We start from the raw sequence: 20,775 nt of genomic DNA on the forward strand, positions 1-20,775 counted from the left end.
TGAAACCCGCGACACTCATCCGATGAAAACATAATCACTCTAGTAATCATAAAAACTCATTTGAAGATCGTTTTTGATTTTATGTGATTTAATTTGCAAAAATAATGAGTATATTTTTTGTGATTATTAATCAGCGCATGAGATTTGTTGTTTAAATTTTATTGTACGCGCGAATTTATAGTGGTTTTCACATATCAAAAATCAATTGATAACGATCATAAAAGCGGCTGAAACATATGGTTGTTGTATGTTTAATGGCTTGGTTATTGTGCATTTAAATGTGTTCTTTTTTGCGTGTTTGCTCACAACATCTCCTAATGTAGCGGTATAGGGTACATATTCATTTTTTATTATTTAATGTGATAAGGAGTTAACAGTCATGGAATATGAGATAATAGTAAACCCTTATGGGCAAAATATGCTGAGTGCATTACTGAGGACCGATATTTCAACTGCTGTTCGCTATAACTATACTGTTTTTGGAAAAACGGCTAATGCAGATTTTAGCTACAGCAATGAAGAATATCACGTTTCACCTGAAATTATCATTGTCGGTTTATATGCAGACTATATTAACAATGTGAAATTAACGGTCACTACCGAAACGGGAGAGAGCGAAACGGTCTCGTTAACGATTGATACAAGCGAAATGGATTATGGTAATGTTCCGCTGAAACTGACGGTAAATATTTTTGATGAGGTAATGGCGAAAAATACTCTGGGTTCGGGCTGGTTTGTTACAAGTTCCTGGAATGGCTATGATATTAATGGCGATTTGCGTATTACAGGATTGTTTCCCTGGATGTATGGAAATTTAAAAATCATTGATGGTTCGCTCTGGTCTGCGCGCGCCAGTGAAACATATGATCCTGATAAGCATGCATTTGCGCCTAATCTGTATCGCATTAATCTTGCGGGAAAAATAACTCAGACGCTTGTTGCCCCTGAAGGTTATGGCTTCCATCATGATATCACGACGGATAACAAGGGTAATCTCTTTATCCTTGGGTCAATTCTGGATAACTGGGATGATGAGCATAAGCTAGAGTCTATAATATTTAAATATGACCTTGCCAGTGGTACATTACTCTGGCAACGAGATTATTCTAAGGTGTTTGCCGGAGCGACGGTGCTCGATAATACAGACACCAACGATGTTCATTTTAATAGCCTTGAATATGTTCCTGAAACTAATCAGTTGATTGTTAATTCTCGTTCAAGTTGTACGATACTGGGACTTAATATTGAGTCGGGCGATCCCGAATGGATTATCGATAACCCCGCCTTTCCGGTCCTCGATAGCGAAATTAACCTCAAGGTCATTAATGAAGAACAGTTTAAATACACAAATGGAGAACACGCTGTGTTTTTGACAGCTAATAAGAAATATGAGGCTTTTCGAGGAGAAAATAAGTTCGTAATTTCCATGTTCAACAATAACTCATGTGCTGATGAGCAAGGCAATGAACTGGTCAGAATCATTGAATCAGAGCCCGTTACCTACACCTCTGCGGCACTCGATTCTCTGCCTACTGTTTTTGCAGTTGATCTAAACGAATTTAGCGTTCAAAGATTAGACCAATTCTCATTTGAGGGGCAACGCAGCGAATTAACATCTTCTGTTTTCGATACCGGTAATGATTACTACAACGTTTATTTTGGTGCTGAGCAGTCATTTTTTGTTTTTGATACGGATAACAATACCGGCGTTTCGATTTATAACATTGATACAGGTTTAGGCTATCGTGGCAGGATATTTAGCCACGAAGAATTATGCTCGCTTATCTGAGTGTCGCAGGCTTACCCATGCCTGTGCATGGGGTAAGCCTTTTAAAATGCATAACATTTTACAGGGAGTCGTTAAATGTTGGGATGTCAGGTTATGACCAAACCAGCCAGCTCACGTTGTAATCTTGATTGTCAGTATTGCTTTTATATTGCTAAACCACCGCGTCCAGTAATGAGTGAAGCGACGTTAGAATGCTTTATTAAACAGTACATCAATGCACAGACCGGGCCAGATGTTCATTTTGCCTGGCAGGGAGGGGAGCCAACCCTGTGTGGTCTGGATTTCTTTCGCTTGGTGGTGGAATTACAGCGACGTCATGGCGACGGCAAACGTATTACAAATGCCTTTCAAACCAATGGGATGTTGCTTACCGATAACTGGTGTCGTTTCTTTCAGCAGCATCACTGGCTGGTGGGAATCTCGCTGGATGGACCTGAGGATTTACATAATGCGTTGCGGGTAAACCGTCAGGGTAGAGGGACGTATCATAAGGTGATGGCGGCAATCAAAAGGCTGCGTTGCCACCGTGTTTCATTCAATATTCTGACCGTGGTCAATCGATGTAACTGTCGACACCCGGAGCGGGTGTATAGATTCTTGCGCAGTCTGGGGACGCCGTTTCTCCAGTTTATTCCACTGGTTGATAAAGAGAACCCGCAGGCCATTTTCGGCCCTGAATGGGGGCATTTTTTGAAGCGGGTTTTTGATATCTGGGTTCAGGAAGATATTGGCCAGGTTTTTGTACAACTCTTTGATTCAACACTGGGAGTCTGGAGAGGGTATCCATCCCAGCTGTGTGCACTTTCACAAACGTGTGGACATGCTTTTGCTCTGGAAGCGAATGGCGATGTTTACCAGTGCGATCACTTTGTTGAACCTGCCCATTTGTTGGGCAATATTCATCGTAAGCCGCTGTCTGCGCTCAATAGCGATAAGGATGCTGTCGCTTTTGGCAGACAAAAGTTAACCACCCTGGCAGAAGAATGTCATCGTTGTTCGGTGCGTGCTTTTTGTCACGGTGACTGCCCACGGCATCGCGAGGAGGGGAAAAGCGTGCTATGCAGCGGTTATCAGGATTTTTTCCGTTATTCAGCCCCTTATATGCAGGCGATGCGCAATTTGATCCAACAGCAACGCTCACCCTCAGAGCTAATGCGCCATCTGAAGCGACAATAATCCTTACGATGTGCTGATGGCTGAAACGCGTCGTTTCACCCTATAATTCTGGAGTTGAAAAAGGATAAGGACAACGACGCACTATGTTGGATTTGATAAAAGCAATTGGTCTTGGGCTGGTGGTATTACTGCCGTTGGCCAACCCGTTAACGACGGTAGCGCTTTTCCTCGGGCTGGCAGGGAATATGAACAGCGCAGAGCGCAATCATCAGTCGATGATGGCCTCAGTGTATGTGTTCGCCATCATGATGGTGGCTTACTACGCCGGTCAGCTGGTGATGAATACCTTCGGGATCTCCATCCCGGGTCTGCGTATCGCCGGGGGGCTGATTGTGGCCTTTATCGGTTTCCGCATGCTGTTTCCGGCGCAAAAAGCGCATGAATCGCCTGAAGCGAAGAGCAAATCCGAAGAGCTGGAGACCGAACCGAGTGCGAATATCGCCTTTGTACCGCTAGCCATGCCGAGCACGGCAGGGCCAGGGACCATTGCGATGATCATCAGTTCTGCCTCAACGGTACGTGACGGCACTACGTTTCCGGATTGGGTTGTGACCGTTGCGCCACCGCTGATATTTGCACTGATCGGCATTATTGTGTGGGCATCATTGCGCAGTTCCGGGGCAATTATGCGCTGGGTCGGCAAAGGCGGTATCGAGGCGATTTCCCGTCTGATGGGGTTCTTGCTGGTATGTATGGGCGTGCAGTTTATTATTAACGGCGTGCTGGAGATTATTAAGACTTACCACTGAGGTCATTGCCGGGTGGCGCTGCGCTTACCCGGTCTACGCCTATATCGATAATTCATGTGAATATAAATCAATTCTGAAAATTATTTCTTTTACTTATTTCTGAGTTAAAAAAACGCTGCCTTGCTTGCCGCGTGTTACCACTTAAAGTAACGTACTGCACTCATTTCTTTTCAGGATATATGGATATGCGTGCTAAAACGTCTCTTATTGCTTTAAGTCCTTTGTTTCTTGCATTAAATGCCAACGCTGGTCTGTTCGATTCAACACCTGATTTTAAATGCGGTCGTGAAGACGCGATTTCTGCTACGCAGTCGAAAATCAGAAATGATGCGGTTAGTAAACTACAGAAAACATATATCTCTTCACCTTCGAAATTCTATGGCAAACCGCTTAAGGATTACATTGCTAAAGTGAATGAGATCGGGCTTGTTTTAGAAAACGTCACCACAAAAACCAATCAAGATAATAAAGCGATACTTAGCTGTAATGCTAAAGTTTCACTCACCGTGCCAGCAGATATCATGAGCTACATTGGATCCCATCCGAACCAACTGGGAGGGATAACTAACGGCGATGGTAAAATTCTTAACAACAGCGTTCAGTGGGACAAATTTGTCTATTCAATGTCCCTGGCCGATAACGGTAAAGATATTTCTGTTTCATATGAATACGGAAACAGGGATTATGTTTCTGAATCATTGGCTGGGGTAACAATTCTTATTATGAATAAAAACGACCTCGAGAAGGACGAACTCATCAGTAAATTAAATAATGCCAAATATATTTTTGCTGATAGCGATCAACGTCTGAACGACCTCTGGAAGCAACTTCCTGCTTCTGTTAAAACCTCTATGAAAAAAGAACAAAATGCCTGGATTAACGAAAAAGCAAAAAAATGCGGGAAAATTAGCGACGCATCATCAGAACAAACGCCGCTCTCTGTCAGAACCGACATCTATACTTGCCAGACCAAAATGACCGACGACAGATACTATTATTTGGGTGGCAGTGAAGAAGCGGAATATTAATGCAGAACGCAATTTAATTTCACAGTCCAATTGGTCTCGTAGGCCGGGTAAGGCGTAGCCGCCACCCGGCACAAACAGACGTCACCCGTGCTGCCCCTGTTCCTCCAGCGCCACCGGCCATTTACGGAAGATCAGCACCGACCAGATAAGCGCCACCAGTGCCGGAATGGCCCCCAGATAGCCAATCGCCGACATGGACACGTGCAGAATCACCTGATTGCCCACCAGCGCACCCGCGCCAATGCCCAGGTTAAAAATGCCCGAGAACAGCGACATCGCCACGTCTGTGGCATCCGGCGCGAGGGCCAGCACTTTCACCTGCATCCCGAGACCGATAATCATGATCGCCACACCCCAGAACAGGCTGAGGATTGCCAGCTGGCTTTCACTGCCCGCGGCGGGCATCAGCAGCAGCAGACACGCCAGCAGCAAACCGATGGCGCTGCTCACCAGCGCTGAAGCGTGCTGATTGCCAAGCTTGCCGAAAAGAATACTGCCAATAATGCCCGCCCCGCCCAGGAGCAGCAGGAGAAGGGTGGCAAAATTGCCGCTAAAGCCGGCCACCACCTGAACGAACGGCTCGATATAGCTGTAAGCCGTATAGTGGGCGGTGACTACAATAACGGTAAGCAGATAAATGCTCAGCAGCGCCGGGCGACGCATCAACAGCGGCAGGCTTTTCAGCGAGCCGGAATGTTCGCTTGGCAGCTTCGGCAGCAGTTTCACCAGACACACCAGGGTAACCAGCGCTCCCATGCCAATGGCGAAGAACGTGGTACGCCAGCCGAAGTATTGCCCCACAATACGGCCAATCGGCAGGCCCAGCACCATCGCCAGCGCGGTCCCGGTGGCAATCAGGCTCAGCGCCTGGGCGCGTTTCCCCGCCGGTGCCAGTCGGATAGCCAGCGACGCGGTAATCGACCAGAAAACGGCATGCGCAAAGGCGATCCCGACGCGGCTTAACACCAGCACCGTAAAATTCCACGCCAGGAACGACAGCACGTGGCTGGCGATAAACAACGCAAACAGCCCGATCAGTAGCTTACGCCGCTCCATCTGGCTGGTCAGCAGCATAAACGGCAGCGACATCAACGCCACCACCCAGGCGTAAATGGTCAACATAATGCCCACCTGCGCCGTTTCCATCTGGAAACTCTCTGCGATGTCAGACAACAGCCCAACCGGAACAAATTCTGTGGTGTTGAAAATAAACGCGGCAATAGCCAGCGTGACCACGCGTAGCCACGCAACCCTGCGGGAAACTGTGTTCGTTGTCATAGGGATGTCGGAGATTCGTTGCAAAAGAAGAGGAGACGATCTTAAAGCCTTGCACGGCGAAAACTCAACCATTATGTGATGCAGATCTCAATATTTACCTTATGAAAGCGGTAGCCGGAGGCAGGGTTTTCATTGAATATAAAAGAACACTCCAACAAAAACAGGCGGTAAGACAGTGCAGGAGATTGATTTTTATCTGGTCGATGCGTTTAGCAATGTGTCATTTGGCGGAAATCCGGCTGCCGTTTGCCCGCTCAAGGCGTGGCTGCCGGACGAAACGTTACTGAAAATGGCGCAACAGCATAATCAGTCGGAAACCGCATTTTTCGTCTGTACGAAAGGGGGCATTGAGCTACGCTGGTTTACCACGCTGGCCGAAGTTAATCTTTGCGGTCACGCCACGCTTGCTGCGGCGTACGTTCTGTTCAATGAGCTGGACTATCCTGACTCGCGGATCCACTTCGAAACGGCCTCTGGCCGCCTGACGGTGAGCCGGGAGGGGGAGTGGCTGACGCTGGATTTCCCGGCATGTCCAACGCATGAAGAGACGCCCCCGCCGGAGATGCTCGCGGCGCTCGGTATCCGCCGCTACGTTGAAGCCCGCAAAGGCCGCGCATGGGTGGTGGTGCTGGAAGATCGCCAGCAGGTTGAAGCACTCGCACCGACAATTTCAGCCATGACGCCTGGCGAACATAAGGTTGCCGTTACGGCGCGAGGCGACGGGGATTACGATTTCGTCAGCCGCTTTTTCTCCCCCGGCGTTGCCGTCTGGGAAGATCCGGTGACCGGCTCTGCACATACCATGCTCATTCCTTACTGGAGCGAAAAATTGGGTAAAACGACGATGTTTGCCCGTCAGGTTTCCGCGCGGGGCGGCGACGTCCGGTGCGAGCTAAAAGGCTCGCGCGTGCTGATGAGCGGACAGGCGTCATGCTATTTGAAAGGCACAGTTTTTCTGCGCTAGATACCTATAACAACAGAGGAAAAGACAATGCAGGAAATTGATTTTTATCTGGTGGATGCCTTCAGCGACAGGGCGTTTGGCGGCAATGCAGCGGCGGTATGCCCGCTGGAGGAGTGGCTTTCGGATGAGACGCTGCTCAAAATGGCGCAACAGCATAACCAGTCTGAGACGGCGTTTTTCGTACGCACCGACACCGGGTTCGAGCTGCGCTGGTTTACCACGCTGCATGAAATCAACCTCTGCGGCCACGCGACGCTGGCAGCGTCCCACGTGATTTTCGAATACCTCGATTATCCGCATACCGAAATCACCTTCACCACGCGCTTCGTGGGTGAGTTGACGGTGAAACGCAGCGGCGACTGGCTGACGCTCAATTTCCCTGCGTGGTCGACCGAGGTGGTCGACAATCCCCCTCCGGGCCTGTTCAGCGCGCTGGGGATAGCCCAGGCTAAAGAGGTCCGCGTCGGACGGGATTACATGGTGGTACTGGAGAGCCAGCAACAGGTAGAGGCCTTAACCCCGGATATTGCAGCGATGGCACCGCTCGGGAAAATGGTCTGCGTGACGGCACCAGGAGAGGAGTATGACTTCGTCAGCCGCTTCTTCTGCCCGGGCGAAGGGGTACCGGAAGATCCGGTCACCGGATCCACGCACAGCATGCTGATACCGTACTGGAGCGAGAAGCTGGGCAAAACGTCGATGAACGCCCGCCAGGTTTCATACCGTGGCGGGGATCTGCGCTGCGAACTGAAGGGCGACCGTGTGCTGATTGGCGGCCAGGCGACGCTCTATCTGAAAGGGCGTATCTTCCTGCGCTAGCTGAGCGAGGCGCCGCCGCATATCACCATCTCCTGGCCCGTGATGGCGGCGGCTTCATCGCTGAGCAAGAAATTCACCAGTCCCGCGACCTCTTCTGGCGTGATAAGACGGCCGATGGGCGGACAGGTAGGCGGTGAACTTTCTCGCCCCGGTGCGCTAAGCATCGGCGTTTGGGTGGCGCCCGGCGCGACCACGTTCGCGGTGATCCCACGCGGGGCCAGTTCCGCCGCCCAGCTTCTGACCATCCCAGTCATCGCCGCCTTGGTGGCAACATACTGTGAACGACCTGCCGCCCCGCGGGAGGTTCTGCTGCCAATCGCCACAAATCGTCCACCGGCGGCCATAGCGGGCGCGAAATGGTTAAACAGGGCTTCGCAGGCCTGAACGTGCAGTTGCCACAGTGACGCGCCAACCCTGCTTTCCAGTTGCCCCAGTGGGGCGGCGGCCATCATCCCGGCGGCGTGGATCACCGCCTGCGGTGTCGCGATGGCGTGCAGGGCGCTGTTCAGCGCCTCAGGGTCGGTGATATCCACGCGTAACCCCGTAAAGCCAGGGGTATCCGGCATCACGGCGCGGCGGCTGAGTCCGGTGACCTGCCAGCCTTCCGCCAGTAAACGCTTAACGATGGCCTCACCAATTCCGGAGCTGGCTCCGGTCACGACGGCGTGACGCATGTCAGACCTCCAGCATTGAACGAGGAACTTTAAACACCGCTTTGCGCACGGTCATCGGCGCGCCGCTGGCGCACAGCGCCTGGTGTGGTTCTCCGGGAGAAAAGACCGCAAAGTCACCCGCGCCAAGGCGGATCCCGACGCTGTGTGCCGATGAGCTGGCAATGAACAGGTCCGCTTTACGCTCTTCGTCATCCGGCATGCCAACAGGGCGCGCGCCGGCATAGATGAGTTCTTCTCCCGCCAGCACAACCTGAATATCCGCCCACTGGTGATGGTACTCCGTATGCCGCTCCGCGCGCGGCTGCGTCTGCGCCGGACCAATCTGGCAAAACCAGGGGGCATTGTCCGGCTGCCAGCGGCCGTCATCGCGTTCGCTAAGCGCCTGCAGCGTGCAGTCCGGGCGGGACAGCAGGGCATACAACACCGGCGGTAACCCTGCCAGCGGCAGGGCGTCGAGATGTCCAATAATCATGCTGACTCCTTGACCCACTCTGGCGTCACCCGCACGTATTTTATGGCCTGTCGAAAGTAGGTGTAGGCGATATGCAGGCTGCCATCCGGGCTCTGCTTAATGCTCGGATAGGAAAACTCACGGTTCAGTTTCTCCAGAGAGTTGTTAGTCATGCAGTAGCCATCTCCCTCGTCCAGATGCCGTTGCCACGGCCAGCTTTTGCCTCCGTCCGGCGAAATGGCGACGGTCATCGGCGCACGCGGGGCACCCCAGAAGGCGGTTCGACCGTGGGTCACAACCGGCTCTTTACGGCCATCGCCATCGTCAATTTCATCGTACAGCGAGGTGCGACGCTCCTGCGCCCCGGCGGCGCTCATGAGGTTAAACACCAGCGCCAGCTCGCCACTGGCAAGCGTTGTCACCTGGATAGAGGAGTTGTTGTTAGGTAATACCGTGGGTTCCGGCACGGACCAGCTTTCGCCGTTGTCCGTTGACTGGCTGTAATAAATGTTATCCGCCCAGCGGCTGCGGAACAGGGCAACCAGGGTGCCATTGCGCAGCGGGGTGATATTCATATGGACGCAGCCCAGGCTGTCCGGCACCTCGACATCACGCCAGGTTTTGCCCCCGTCTTCGGAGATTTTCACCGCGCTGATGTCATCGTTACCGACCCATTTCTCATCCGGCCGGGTGCGGCAGTAAAACACCGGCAGCAGCCAGTTCCCGTTCTCCAGCACGACAATCGGCTGACGAATAAAGGTGCCGGGTTTATCGAGCAGGGTCGCGATGTCCCCCCAGGTTTTACCCAGATCCCGGGACTGGCGATAGCGCACAATAGCGGTGTCCTGGTTGCCGGAAATTTGCGCGGTCCACAACAGCCACAGCACGTTATCGGGTGCCAGGAACAGAACCGGGTTCTGTTCGGAGCGCGTGGCATCATCCGACAGTTTTTCTGCCTCACTCCACTGCTGGCTTCCCGGTGACAGGCGCGAACCCCACACGGAGATATCCGCAATACCCTCCTGGGTACCGCCAAACCAGACGCACATCAGCGAACCATCCGGCAGTGGCAGCAGATTTGCCGCGTGGTTTTGTGGGCAGGCGGAAGGCAGCATGGCCGCCTCCACGCGCGTATCCTGTTGTGGGCGAATAATCCCGTCGCGGGTTACGGTTACAGACATATCAGACTCCATTGTTTTCAACGGGGGTTGGCGCTTTACCCTGTGCCTTTCCCGGAATGAGACGGTCGATGACCATGATGACCGCAGGGGTCAGCAGGGCGATGTACATATTGTTAATGCCAAACGGATCGCCCAGCAGATACCAGACAGAGGTCACGACGCAGGCGCCGATCAGCCCAGCATTGGCTCCGCGGGTACTGCGGAAGAACGGGGCGTAGAATGCGATGACCGCCACGACGGAAATCGACAGACGAATGGCACGGGTAAAGAACGACAGCTTCAGGACTTCAGGCACCAGCAGAACAAAAATCAGCGGCAGGAAACCAATCAGCAGGGAGATCCAGCGGGTAGCTTTAAACTCCTGCTCGGGTGTCGGGTTGCGCATCGGCACGTAGAAATCTTTGACCACCAGGGAGGCAATGGCGAGCGCCACGGTACTGACGCTGACGAAGATGGACGCCACCAGAGAGGTGGTGACCAGACCGGCCAGCCACGGGTTCATATCCTGCAGGAAAATCGGCATCGCATACAGGCTGTCGATCTCCGGATGCAGGTATTTTGCCGCCACGCCAATCACCGCAATGGCCAGCGCGATCGGCAGGCAGAAGAAGAACGCGACCCAGGTGGAGCGTTTAGCCGATTTAACATCTTTGGTGGAGGAGATGGCCTGGATCACAAACTGAGTGCAGAAGATGGAGCCAATGGTGCCGATAAGCCACGCGAAAATGGTCGACGCGCCGATGTTGCCATCCCAGGTCCAGTAGAAGTCCGGCATGTTTTCGATCATCGGCGTGAAACCGCCGGTTTTGGATAACGCAAAACCCATGATGGCCAGGATGCCGAAGTATTTCAGCGCACTGTGCAGCACGGTAACCCACGCCACGCCCTTCATGCCGCCAAAGGCGAAATAGAAGGTGCTGACGATAGCCGTAATAAAGGCGGCAACGGGCAGATTGACTTTCAGTACGGTAGAAATGGCTGCTGCGCCGCTGACGTAATTCCCCACATTCACCAGCAGCAGGGCGTAGATCATGATGAGGGAGATAATGTTTTTGGTGCTGTTACCGTATTTTTCAGCAATCGCACCCGAGATGGTGATTTTCCCGGTGTTGTATATGCGTTTTACCAGCAACAGGCCAAAAAGCGGGAAGCCAATCGCGGCCCCGATGACGGACCATGACGCAGCAAACCCGTCCTCAAACGCCGCCTGCGCGGTGCCGATGGTGGATTTAGCGCCGATATACTCAGACATCAGCAGGATCCCGACAATAAACGCCGGCATCGCGCGGGAGCCTTCCATAAAGTCCCCGGAGTTTTTACTGCGGATCCGGAAGGTCAGCCAGGTGGTGAACAGGATGTAGGCAATGACTATGCCCACAATGATCAGGGTATCTTCAGCGGTAAAATTATTCATCTTTGCCTCTCTTCAGGGCGAGTGAATCCTGGGCACCTCAGGTACCCGGTATTCTTATTGACGAAACCAACGCCGTTTAGCTAAGTGACGTTGTCACTATCTGGCGAATCTGTTGGCACTGCTGCTCGCTAAACGCCACGGCATAGCGACTCTCTCCGACATCCTCGCCCATGATTTGCAGGGCCTTTTTAACAGCGGCAGGGGAAAACGCCACGCTGTACAGCTCGGTGCGGAGCCGGGTGACGCGCTCCTGCGCCTGCCGGGAACCTTCAACATCACCCGCGTTAAAGCGTGACCAGATGGCGTTGATCGCCGCTGGCGCCACGTTTGCCAGCCCGGAAATACAGGCTGAACATCCCTCGACGAAGCCCTGATGGATCAGTGAATCTGGTCCGTTCAGCACGTCGAACCCGTCAATGTCGCTTACCGCGTTGAGGAAACCGCGCAGGCTTTCATAGCTCCCGGCACTGTCTTTAATACCTGAAATGTTGGGGTGTTCGGCCAGCGCCCGTACCGTGGCGGGCTCAAGGGTGTTGCCGGTCCGCGCCGGAATGTTGTACAGAAAGACCGGTACGGTTAGCGCGTCAGCGACGGCGGTGTAGTGTGCGATGAGCTCAGACTGTTTCAGCGGCACGAAGTAAGGGGTGATGACGGAAACCGCATCCACACCCAGCGCGGCGATCTGTTTTCCCAGCCGGATGGTGTCGCGGGTGGAGATTTCGCCAATATGCGCCACGACGGGCGCGCGTCCGGCGACGGTTTCCACACAGGTCCGGGTGACCGCGATTTTTTCCGCTTCGTTCAGGACAAAGAACTCGCCGTTGGTTCCGCCGCAAAAAATGCCGTTTCCGGCGTCCAGTTGCCGGGCGACCTGCCGCGTTAAGCCGGGAAGGTTGAGTTCACCTTCGGCGTCAAAGGGGGTGACGATGGCCGTCAGCACGCCCTTAATGTTGTTACGCATTTCTTACTCCTTGACTATGCATGTTCAGGAAACAGTGTCCGGTAAATCGCCTGTACCTCGTCGTGATTCACCTGACAGGGGGCATTGTTCATTAACCGTTTAACGTTCAGGGCGGCATCGCTCAGGGAAGCGATGTCTTCGCGCGGCACGCCCAGGGACTCAAGGTTGTCCGGCAGGTTGAGCCGACGAACCAGCGCGGCAAAGTACTCCACCAGCGCGTGAGATTTTTCGTTATCGGACAGGCTGCTGTCCGCGCCTGGCACGAGATCCCACACCTGCGCAAATTTTGTCACGCAGTGGGGACGAACCACCCTCATGCAGGGCGCCAGAAGAATGGCGTTGGCCACGCCGTGCGGCAGGTGATATTTCCCGCCAAGCGGATAAGACAGGGCGTGAACCAGGTGTGTGCCGGCATGCGCAATCGCGACCCCGCCGTAATAAGAGGCCCACAGCATTTCCAGCTTTGCCAGCAGGTTGCCCGGCTCAGCGCAGGCCGTTTCAATGTTCTTCAGCAGCTTAGCGAGCCCGGTCAACGCCGCGTTATCGCTGACCGGGTTGGCGACCGTGGCGGTGAAGCTGATTGAATTCGCTCAATTAAGACGCTTCATGGTCATCGTGTGGCTAAATTTATAATTTATTCGCAAACTGATTAACTTGATCTTGCTCACATATAATCAATTGTGATTGAATATAATCATTAGCAGGAAAAACGAGCCCGGAGTGGGAATGAAAGAGAACAACCTGTTCAAAGACGTCGTTGTCGTTGCAGATGACTTTACCGGTGCAAACGATGCGGGTGTTAGCCTGGCGCTGAGAGGTAAGAAGGTCAGCGTGGCATTCCACACCCCCTTTACCCAGCCGGTGGATGCACTGGTTATTAATACCGATTCCCGTGCGCTGCGGGCAGCAGAGGCGGCCGAAAAAGTGGCCGTACTGGGGGCGGATATTGCGGCTGCGCACTGGCTCATCAAAAAGATTGATTCCACGCTGCGCGGCAATGTAGGGGCAGAAACAGGCGTCCTTAAGGCAGTAAGCGGCAAACGGCAGGTGATTGTGGCGCCGGCGTATCCCGCGGCAGGGCGGATCACACGCCACGGCAGGTGTCTGGTGAACGGCATTCCGGTGGATGAAACCGAATTCGCCAGCGATCCGAAAACGCCCGTCCCGTCTGCCACGATTGCTGACCTGTTTACCGACGTGAGTTGTCAATCCGTTACGGTAAACACGCTGGCAGCCGAACTGGCGCAGGGAACGGAGTGGCTCATCGTCGATGCCCAGTGTGACGAGGATCTGGACGCCATTATTGCCGCCGCGCTGACCTGCCCGCAGACGCCGCTGCTGGTCGGGTCTGCCGGGTTATGTGATGCGCTGGCACGCCATCTCGCCCCCGTGAAGCGTCAGCAACTGCTGGCGGTGGTGGGGTCAATGAGTGAGATCGCTCAGCGTCAGATTGCGCTGGCCGCTGCAGAGCCTGCGGTTTCGTCGGTGTTTATTGATGTTAATGATGTGCTGAAGGGGGAGACGGCGAGCGCGCTCATGCGCATCACGCAGGCCCTGAAGGCGGGCCGTCACTGCATCGTTCATACCTGCCCGGACCATGAGGCGCGACATCAGGTTAAACGGCTTTGCGCGCAGTATCAAATGACCCGGACCGAACTGGGTGAAACGATCTGCGCCTTCCTGGGGAAGATTACCCGAGAGGCACTGACGGCATGTCCGCCGGATGCGTTGTATGTCTCGGGCGGCGATGTGGCAATGGCCGTCGCCAGCGCGCTTGATGCGCAAGGATTTGAAATTACAGGGCGCGTCGCAGGATGCGTCCCTTACGGCAAATTTCTGGGTTGTGCCTGGCACCAGCCGGTAATGACCAAAGCAGGGGGCTTCGGAAAAGAAGAGACGCTGCTTGAGGTGTTGCATTTTATCGAGGAGAGACTGAGTGACTAACATTATTGCTGTAACCATGGGTGACCCGGCGGGCATTGGCCCGGAGATCATTATCAAATCCCTCACCGGGAGCGAATTAACGGGAGCCCCGGTTGTCGTGGTGGGCTGTGCCCGCACGCTCAGGCGGGTGCTGGATGATGGGATCGTGGGACAGGCTGACATCCATATCATCAGGCAGGTCAGCGAGGCCCGTTTCGCCCCCAACGTGATTAACGTGCTGGACGAACCGCTGGCCGACCCTGATGCCCTGAAGCCCGGCGTGGTCCAGGCTCAGGCGGGGGATTTAGCCTTTCGCTGCGTGAAGCGCGCGACGGAACTGGCGATGGCGGGGGACGTAAAAGCGGTTGCCACGGCGCCACTGAATAAAGAAGCGCTGCATCTTGCCGGACATCACTACCCCGGGCATACCGAGCTGCTGGCCCATCTGACGCACAGCAAAGACTACGCTATGGTGCTGTACACCGATCGGCTGAAGGTCGTTCATATCACGACCCATATTGCGCTGCGTAAATTCCTTGATACGCTCAATCAGGATCGGGTAAAAACCGTCATCGGCATTGCGGATACCTTCCTGAAACGGGTGGGCTTTAGCGCACCTCGTATTGCGGTTGCGGGCGTGAACCCGCATGCGGGAGAAAATGGCCTGTTTGGCGATGAAGAGATCACGATTGTTGGCCCGGCCGTTGCGGCGATGAAGGCGCAGGGGGTCAACGTCACCGGACCGTGCCCGCCGGATACGGTATTTATGCAATGCCACGAAGGAATGTATGACATGGTCGTTGCGATGTATCACGATCAGGGGCATATTCCGCTAAAATTGCTCGGCTTTTACGACGGGGTGAATATCACCGCCGGATTGCCGTTTATCCGCACCTCTGCAGACCACGGAACCGCGTTCGATATAGCATGGACCGGTAAAGCCAGGTCGGAGAGCATGACGGTGTCTATTCAGTTGGCTATGCAAATTACACGGGAATAATATGAAGGGATATAACCGGTTAGAGCAGATAATGGATTACCTCAAAGGGCACAACCTGGTCACGGTGGATCAGCTGGTGGCGATCACCGATGCCTCACCGGCGACGATCCGCCGCGACCTGATTAAGCTTGACCAGGAGGGCGTCATCAGCCGAACCCACGGCGGCGTTACTCTTAACCGGTTTATTCCTTCCCAGCCGACCACGTCCGAAAAAATGCAGCGCAGTCTGGCAGAAAAACATGCCATTGCCAGCGCGGCCGCGAGCTTTGTGAAAGCGGGGGATGCCATTGTGCTGGACGCCGGTACCACAATGATTGAACTCGCGCGTCAGCTCACGCATCTGCCGCTTCGCGTCATCACCAGCGATCTGCACATTGCGCTGTTTCTCTCTGAGTTTAAACAGATTGAAGTGACGATCATTGGCGGCCGTATCGATGATTCGAGCCAGTCCTGTATTGGTGAGCACGGGCGTCGGCTGTTGCAGAATGTCTGGCCTGATGTGGCGTTCGTCAGCTGTAATGGCTGGGATATTACCCGCGGTATCACGTCGCCTACGGAAGAGAAGGCCGCGCTGAAGCGGGATTTAATAGCCAATGCAAAACGCCGGGTGCTGCTGGCAGACAGCTCTAAGTACGGTGCCTGGTCGCTGTTTAATGTGGTGCACCTGAACACCCTGACGGATATCGTCACCGACAGCAGGCTGGATGAAGCGGCCCGGAACCAGCTGGAACAGCTTGAGACCCGCCTGACGCTGGCGTCATGACATAAGTTAAAACTATGAAGCCCGAACAGATGGCAGACGCTATGTTGAAGCCTGGCCTCACAAAAAAAGCAAGGAGCCTGCCATGTATTCCATTACCTCTGAATCTGCCCGTCATCCGGACATCCTCAAGCTGATCGCGGCGCTTGACCGTTATCAGAGCGAACTCTATCCCGCTGAAAGCAATCATCTGCTCGATCTGGCTGCGCTGCCTGAAGCCTCGCTTATCCTGATGATCATTCGCGACCCGCAACTGCAGGCCGTTGGATGTGGCGCCGTGGTGCTTAATGGCGACGGTACCGGGGAGATGAAACGGGTCTATATCGATCCGACCCATCGCGGGCAACATCTGGGCGAGAAGCTGCTTGCTGCCCTTGAGGATGAAGCCCTGAGTCGTCACTGCCACACCGTGCGCCTGGAGACAGGGATCAAGCAACACGCCGCCATTCGCCTGTATGAACAGTGCGGATATGAACGCCGTCCGGCGTTTGCGCCGTATGTCGACGATCCGCTGAGCCTGTTTATGGAGAAGGCTCTGGTTGTCGACGTTCGTTTAGCAGCGCTATAAACGCTTCGAGCTGGCGGGTCATCGCCCCACGACGCCACACCAGCCAGGTGGTCAGCCAGCGCCAGTTCTCCGCCAGCGGCCACGCCTCTACCTGATGATGCCCCGGCATGCTCTCCAGCATGGAGCGGGGCATTAACGCAATACCCGCCCCTGCAATCACGCAGGCGAGCATACCGTGATACGACTCCATCTCATGGATCCGCCCGGGCGTGGCGCGGTCTGCGTGAAACCAGCTTTCCAGATGACGTCGATACGAACAGTTCGCGCGAAACGCGTAGACGTCGCTGCCGCTTACCTGCGCGGCGCGCGTCACCTCCGCATGTCCGGCGGGGGTGACCAGCATCATCTCTTCCCGGTAAACCGGCATGCCTTCCAGCTCCGGGTGTGAAAGTGGCCCGTCGACAAACGCCGCGCTTAAGGTGCCTTCCAGAACGCCGTCAATCATCGTTCCGGACGGGCCGGTAGAGAGCGCGAACTGAATGCGCGGATAGCGCTGGTTAAACGCCGCCAGACTTTCCGGGATCCGCACGGCGGCGGTGCTCTCCAGGGCGCCGAGGGCAAATAACCCCTGCGGCTCATCACCGGCGACGACCATCCGCGCCTCGTCAACCAGCGCCAGGATCTGCTTGCTGTAGCGCAGAAAGTTGTGCCCGGCGGGAGATAAGCGCAAACGCTGGCTCTCCCGGATAAACAACTCAACGCCGAGATCGGCCTCAAGCTGGCGGATGCGGGTGGTGAGGTTAGACGGAACGCGATGCACCTTCTGCGCCGCCTGGGTAATGCTGCCGGTCAGGGCAACGGCGTTAAACATTTCAAGCTGAGTTAAATCCATAGCATTCTCGATTCGTGAATAAGGTGGTTAGTATTATTCATTTTTAAGAAATAGCAGAGTGGGCCACAATCAATCAACCGATATTACGTGGAGAACATCATGACTTATTCATCTGCTACGCATGCCCTCTCTGTTAACCCGGCGACAGGCGAGACGCTGGCCGCATATCCCTGGGCCACATCCGAAGAGCTCGAACAGGCAATCGCTCTGGCTGATGCCGGTTTTCGCCAGTGGCGAGGGGAAAGCGTCTCTCACCGGGCACAAAAACTGCGCGACCTGGGGGCAGCACTGCGCCAGCGTGGGGAAGAGATGGCGCAAATGATCTCCCGGGAAATGGGCAAGCCGATTGTGCAGGCGCGGGCGGAAGTGGCCAAATCTGCGGGTCTGTGCGACTGGTATGCGGAACATGGCCCGGCGATGCTGCGTGCGGAGCCCACGCTAGTGGAAAACCAAAACGCGGTCATTGAATACCGTCCGCTGGGGCCGATTCTTGCGGTGATGCCGTGGAACTTCCCGCTCTGGCAGGTACTGCGCGGTGCGGTGCCGATCCTGCTGGCAGGTAACAGCTATCTGCTCAAACACGCACCGAACGTCCTGGGTTCTGCTGCGCTGATTGGGCAAATCTTTGCTGATGCCGGTATTGCGCAAGGCGTCTTTGGCTGGGTGAATGCGACCAATGATGGCGTGAGCCAGGCGATCAACGATCGTCGTATTGCAGCGGTCACCGTCACCGGTAGCGTGCGTGCAGGTGCGGCGATAGGGGCTCAGGCGGGAGCGGCGCTGAAAAAATGCGTTCTGGAGCTGGGCGGCTCCGATCCGTTTATCGTGCTGAATGATGCCGATCTGGATCTGGCCGTTCGTGCGGCCGTCACGGGACGTTATCAGAACACCGGGCAGGTTTGCGCGGCGGCAAAGCGCTTTATTATCGAAGAGGGTATTGCCGATGACTTTACCCGGCGTTTTGTTGCGGCGGTTACGGCGCTGAAGATGGGAGCACCGGATCGGGAAGAGAATGATATTGGCCCTATGGCGCGTTTCGATCTGCGTGACGAACTGCATCAGCAGGTGCAGGCCACGCTCGCGGAAGGGGCCACCCTGCTGCTGGGCGGCGAGAAAATCAGCGGGGAGGGCAACTATTACGCGCCAACCGTGCTGAGCCATGTCACCCCGACAATGACCGCCTTCCGTCAGGAGCTGTTTGGTCCGGTTGCGGCGATTACGCTGGCGAAGGATGCGGAACATGCCCTGCAGCTTGCCAACGACAGCGACTTTGGTCTCTCTGCCACGGTGTTTACCGCCAACGAAGCGCTGGCCGGAAAATTCGCCCGCGAGCTGGAGTGCGGCGGGGTGTTTATCAATGGCTTTAGCGCCAGCGATGCGCGCGTGGCCTTTGGCGGCGTGAAAAAAAGTGGTTTTGGTCGCGAGCTTTCCCACTTTGGTTTGCACGAGTTTTGTAACGTGCAGACGGTGTGGAAGAACAGAGTGTAACCCGCCATCCTTACAGAGGCCCTGACGACGAGGGCCTCTGTCATTTCTCTGCAATGGTTCTGTCATTTTCGTTTCGTAGACTCGCACGCGTCTAACGTCTTGTTACTGAAGAAAATTATGAACCTAACGCAAATTTATCGTCGTATTGCGCAGCGCATTATTCCCCGCCAGTTTGGCCTGCTGACCGGTATCTTTTGTATTATCGGCCTCTTTTCCGCCCTGCAACTCTCCTCGTCGTTCCTGCTCAATGCCTCCCTTAAGGAAGCGCAACGCAACGAGCAGCAAAACCTGCTGGCGTACCAGCAGCAGAGCAAGCTGGATCTGGCTCGCGTTTCCCTGCTGGCCGCAAGCGATCTGCTTAACCGCTCCGGCGTCTGGTTTATGCAGGATAAAGAGACCGGCTCCGAGGGCAGCTGGCACAGCCTGATGGACGACGCGCAAAAGGCGCTGGCCGTTTCGCAGCAGGCGTGGAATGCCTGGCTGGCGCTTAATCCGCCAAAAGATGACGCCCTGGTTAACAGCTATCAGCTTTTTTACGGCGCGATAAAAGAGCAGGCGGAAGGGCTGGTGAAAACCAACACCATCGATGCGTTTTTTGCCGTGCCAGCGCAGGCGTTTCAGACCGACTTTAATGACAACTATGCCCGCTATCAGCAAGCAAGCGAGAAGCAGGCGCTCAAAGGGCGTCAGTCGTTGATTGCGCAGCTCTCCGGTTTGCAAACGCTGTTTCTGCTTGCGCCTGTTCTGTTGCTCGCTATTGCGGTTGCCGTCTGGTTCGGGATGTCCCGGTGGGTGATTACCCCGTTGCGGCGCTTGATTGCGCATATCAACCGGCTGGCCGCGGGCGATCTCTCCGGTACCCCTCCTGACGTGACGCGTTTTAACCGTGAAATTGCCCAGCTCAGCGACAGTATTGCCACCATGCAGAACGGGCTACAGCAGCTGGTGACCCAGGTCAGCGATGCGACCACCGCCATGGTGGAAAACATTGGCGCACTGGCGCAGGGCAATCAAAAGCTGTATCACCAGTCGGCACGTCAGGCCAAAGAGCTGGAAGACGTGACGGCGCATATCGCGACCCTGGAAACCCACGTAGAAGGCAACACGGGCTATGCGAAGCTTGCCAGCTCGCGGGCGGATGAGGCGCGCCAGGCCGCGGCGGGAGGGGATCAGATGATGTCGACCGTCAATGCGTCGATGCAGGCGATCGTCGACCGATCCTCAGAGATGCGGGGGATCGTGGCCATGATCGACAGCGTCGCGTTTCAGACCAACATTCTGGCACTGAATGCGGCAATTGAAGCGGCTCACGCGGGAAACCAGGGGCGCGGGTTTGCCGTTGTCGCTCGTGAAGTGGGGCTGCTGGCGAGGAAGAGCAGCCATTCTACGCAGACCATTCAGGAGCTTATCAACCGTTCCCTTCAGGGGATCGAAGACGGGTCACGGGCCGTTAACCGTCTGGAAGATAACCTGCAGCAGGTCACGGGCCTGGTGGGAACATTAAGCAGTTTGCTGAATGAGATCTCCGCGGCCACGCTGAGTCAGGGGGAGAGTATTCATCAGATGACGCGCCAGCTTCAGGCGCTGAATCAGGTGTCGCGACAGACCGACAGCCTTGTATCTGACGCGTCCGATGCCTCTGAGCGCCTGCACAAACAGTCGGATCTTTTATTGCAGGCGGTTTCGCGTTTTCGTCTCAGTGCCTGACGCAACACATAAG

Annotated in this window: 19 protein-coding genes and 1 pseudogene; 12 read left to right on the top strand and 8 right to left on the bottom strand. The window is 54.9% G+C overall.

The genetic code is table 11. The annotated features are described in order from the left end of the window. Window positions 1–379: 379 nt before the first annotated feature. The 4 genes from ACOTZF_RS10540 to ACOTZF_RS10555 all read left to right on the top strand — a co-directional run bounded on the left by ACOTZF_RS10540 (window position 380) and on the right by ACOTZF_RS10555 (window position 4,742). Complete coding sequence (locus ACOTZF_RS10540) at window positions 380–1,789, top strand: aryl-sulfate sulfotransferase (protein WP_129251675.1); 1,410 nt, start codon at window positions 380–382, stop codon at window positions 1,787–1,789. 93 nt (window positions 1,790–1,882) lie between these two features. Continuing rightward, complete coding sequence (locus ACOTZF_RS10545) at window positions 1,883–2,965, top strand: anaerobic sulfatase maturase (RefSeq protein ID WP_129317612.1); 1,083 nt, start codon at window positions 1,883–1,885, stop codon at window positions 2,963–2,965. A gap of 83 nt (window positions 2,966–3,048) precedes the next feature. Beyond that, window positions 3,049–3,714 (top strand): MarC family NAAT transporter, encoded by a 666-nt coding sequence (locus ACOTZF_RS10550; protein ID WP_013096626.1) that lies wholly within the window; start codon window positions 3,049–3,051, stop codon window positions 3,712–3,714. Between the two features lie 185 nt (window positions 3,715–3,899). Further along, a complete protein-coding gene (locus ACOTZF_RS10555; protein WP_100168766.1) occupies window positions 3,900–4,742 on the top strand; it encodes a lysozyme inhibitor LprI family protein in 843 nt (280 codons plus the stop codon). Window positions 4,743–4,823: 81 nt separating this feature from the next. Here ACOTZF_RS10555 and ACOTZF_RS10560 read toward each other — a convergent pair whose 3' ends face one another. After that, a complete protein-coding gene (locus ACOTZF_RS10560) occupies window positions 4,824–6,020 on the bottom strand; it encodes a sugar transporter (RefSeq protein ID WP_029883786.1) in 1,197 nt (398 codons plus the stop codon). A 175-nt stretch (window positions 6,021–6,195) separates the two neighbouring features. On the opposite strand from ACOTZF_RS10560, the gene ACOTZF_RS10565 reads away from it, so the two are divergent. Both ACOTZF_RS10565 and ACOTZF_RS10570 read left to right on the top strand, forming a co-directional pair. Then, window positions 6,196–6,984: a PhzF family phenazine biosynthesis protein gene (locus ACOTZF_RS10565; protein WP_047024804.1), complete on the top strand. Its 789-nt coding sequence runs from the start codon at window positions 6,196–6,198 to the stop codon at window positions 6,982–6,984. A 27-nt stretch (window positions 6,985–7,011) separates the two neighbouring features. Next, window positions 7,012–7,803, top strand: a complete 792-nt coding sequence (locus ACOTZF_RS10570; RefSeq protein ID WP_020688618.1) for a PhzF family phenazine biosynthesis protein — start codon at window positions 7,012–7,014, stop codon at window positions 7,801–7,803. Here the strand turns inward: ACOTZF_RS10570 and ACOTZF_RS10575 are convergent. From ACOTZF_RS10575 to ACOTZF_RS10600, 6 genes and pseudogenes are all read right to left on the bottom strand, one after another. Further along, window positions 7,800–8,477, bottom strand: coding sequence for an SDR family NAD(P)-dependent oxidoreductase (locus ACOTZF_RS10575; RefSeq protein ID WP_095427392.1), 678 nt, complete (start codon window positions 8,475–8,477; stop codon window positions 7,800–7,802). The two genes, ACOTZF_RS10570 and ACOTZF_RS10575, sit on opposite strands and share 4 nt — an antisense overlap. Before the next feature lies 1 nt (window position 8,478). Further along, window positions 8,479–8,949 (bottom strand): YhcH/YjgK/YiaL family protein, encoded by a 471-nt coding sequence (locus ACOTZF_RS10580; protein ID WP_045902952.1) that lies wholly within the window; start codon window positions 8,947–8,949, stop codon window positions 8,479–8,481. Beyond that, window positions 8,946–10,109, bottom strand: a complete 1,164-nt coding sequence (locus tag ACOTZF_RS10585) for a sialidase family protein (RefSeq protein ID WP_129251677.1) — start codon at window positions 10,107–10,109, stop codon at window positions 8,946–8,948. The genes ACOTZF_RS10580 and ACOTZF_RS10585 overlap by 4 nt, the downstream gene beginning before the upstream one ends. Window position 10,110: 1 nt before the next feature. Further along, window positions 10,111–11,523, bottom strand: a complete 1,413-nt coding sequence (locus ACOTZF_RS10590; protein WP_013096620.1) for a sodium:solute symporter family protein — start codon at window positions 11,521–11,523, stop codon at window positions 10,111–10,113. 76 nt (window positions 11,524–11,599) lie between these two features. Continuing rightward, window positions 11,600–12,484 (bottom strand): dihydrodipicolinate synthase family protein, encoded by an 885-nt coding sequence (locus ACOTZF_RS10595; RefSeq protein ID WP_048972138.1) that lies wholly within the window; start codon window positions 12,482–12,484, stop codon window positions 11,600–11,602. Window positions 12,485–12,498: 14 nt separating this feature from the next. After that, window positions 12,499–13,059, bottom strand: a pseudogene (locus ACOTZF_RS10600) (iron-containing alcohol dehydrogenase); the annotation flags it as partial. 151 nt (window positions 13,060–13,210) lie between these two features. On the opposite strand from ACOTZF_RS10600, the gene dtnK reads away from it, so the two are divergent. The 4 genes from dtnK (at window position 13,211) to ACOTZF_RS10620 (ending at window position 16,735) form a co-directional block, all read left to right on the top strand. After that, window positions 13,211–14,428: a D-threonate kinase gene (gene dtnK / locus ACOTZF_RS10605; protein WP_129251679.1), complete on the top strand. Its 1,218-nt coding sequence runs from the start codon at window positions 13,211–13,213 to the stop codon at window positions 14,426–14,428. After that, complete coding sequence (locus tag ACOTZF_RS10610; RefSeq protein ID WP_129251680.1) at window positions 14,421–15,407, top strand: D-threonate 4-phosphate dehydrogenase; 987 nt, start codon at window positions 14,421–14,423, stop codon at window positions 15,405–15,407. Before dtnK ends, ACOTZF_RS10610 begins: the two co-directional genes overlap by 8 nt. A 1-nt stretch (window position 15,408) precedes the next feature. Continuing rightward, window positions 15,409–16,170, top strand: a complete 762-nt coding sequence (locus tag ACOTZF_RS10615) for a DeoR/GlpR family DNA-binding transcription regulator (protein ID WP_013096615.1) — start codon at window positions 15,409–15,411, stop codon at window positions 16,168–16,170. Between the two features lie 82 nt (window positions 16,171–16,252). Next, complete coding sequence (locus ACOTZF_RS10620) at window positions 16,253–16,735, top strand: GNAT family N-acetyltransferase (RefSeq protein WP_013096614.1); 483 nt, start codon at window positions 16,253–16,255, stop codon at window positions 16,733–16,735. Here ACOTZF_RS10620 and ptrR read toward each other — a convergent pair. Next, entirely contained in the window at window positions 16,689–17,567 is an 879-nt protein-coding gene (gene ptrR / locus ACOTZF_RS10625; protein ID WP_013096613.1) for a putrescine utilization regulator PtrR, read from the bottom strand. The two genes, ACOTZF_RS10620 and ptrR, sit on opposite strands and share 47 nt — an antisense overlap. A gap of 99 nt (window positions 17,568–17,666) precedes the next feature. Between ptrR and sad the strand changes: the two genes are divergently transcribed. Further along, on the top strand, window positions 17,667–19,055 hold the full coding sequence (gene sad, locus ACOTZF_RS10630) for a succinate-semialdehyde dehydrogenase (RefSeq protein ID WP_129317614.1): 1,389 nt from the start codon (window positions 17,667–17,669) through the stop codon (window positions 19,053–19,055). A gap of 117 nt (window positions 19,056–19,172) precedes the next feature. Then, entirely contained in the window at window positions 19,173–20,762 is a 1,590-nt protein-coding gene (locus ACOTZF_RS10635; RefSeq protein ID WP_129251683.1) for a methyl-accepting chemotaxis protein, read from the top strand. Window positions 20,763–20,775: the final 13 nt, after the last annotated feature.

Origin of the sequence: Enterobacter cloacae complex sp. SHL021, assembly GCF_049237765.1 — a bacterium.
GTDB lineage: Bacteria > Pseudomonadota > Gammaproteobacteria > Enterobacterales > Enterobacteriaceae > Enterobacter > Enterobacter cloacae.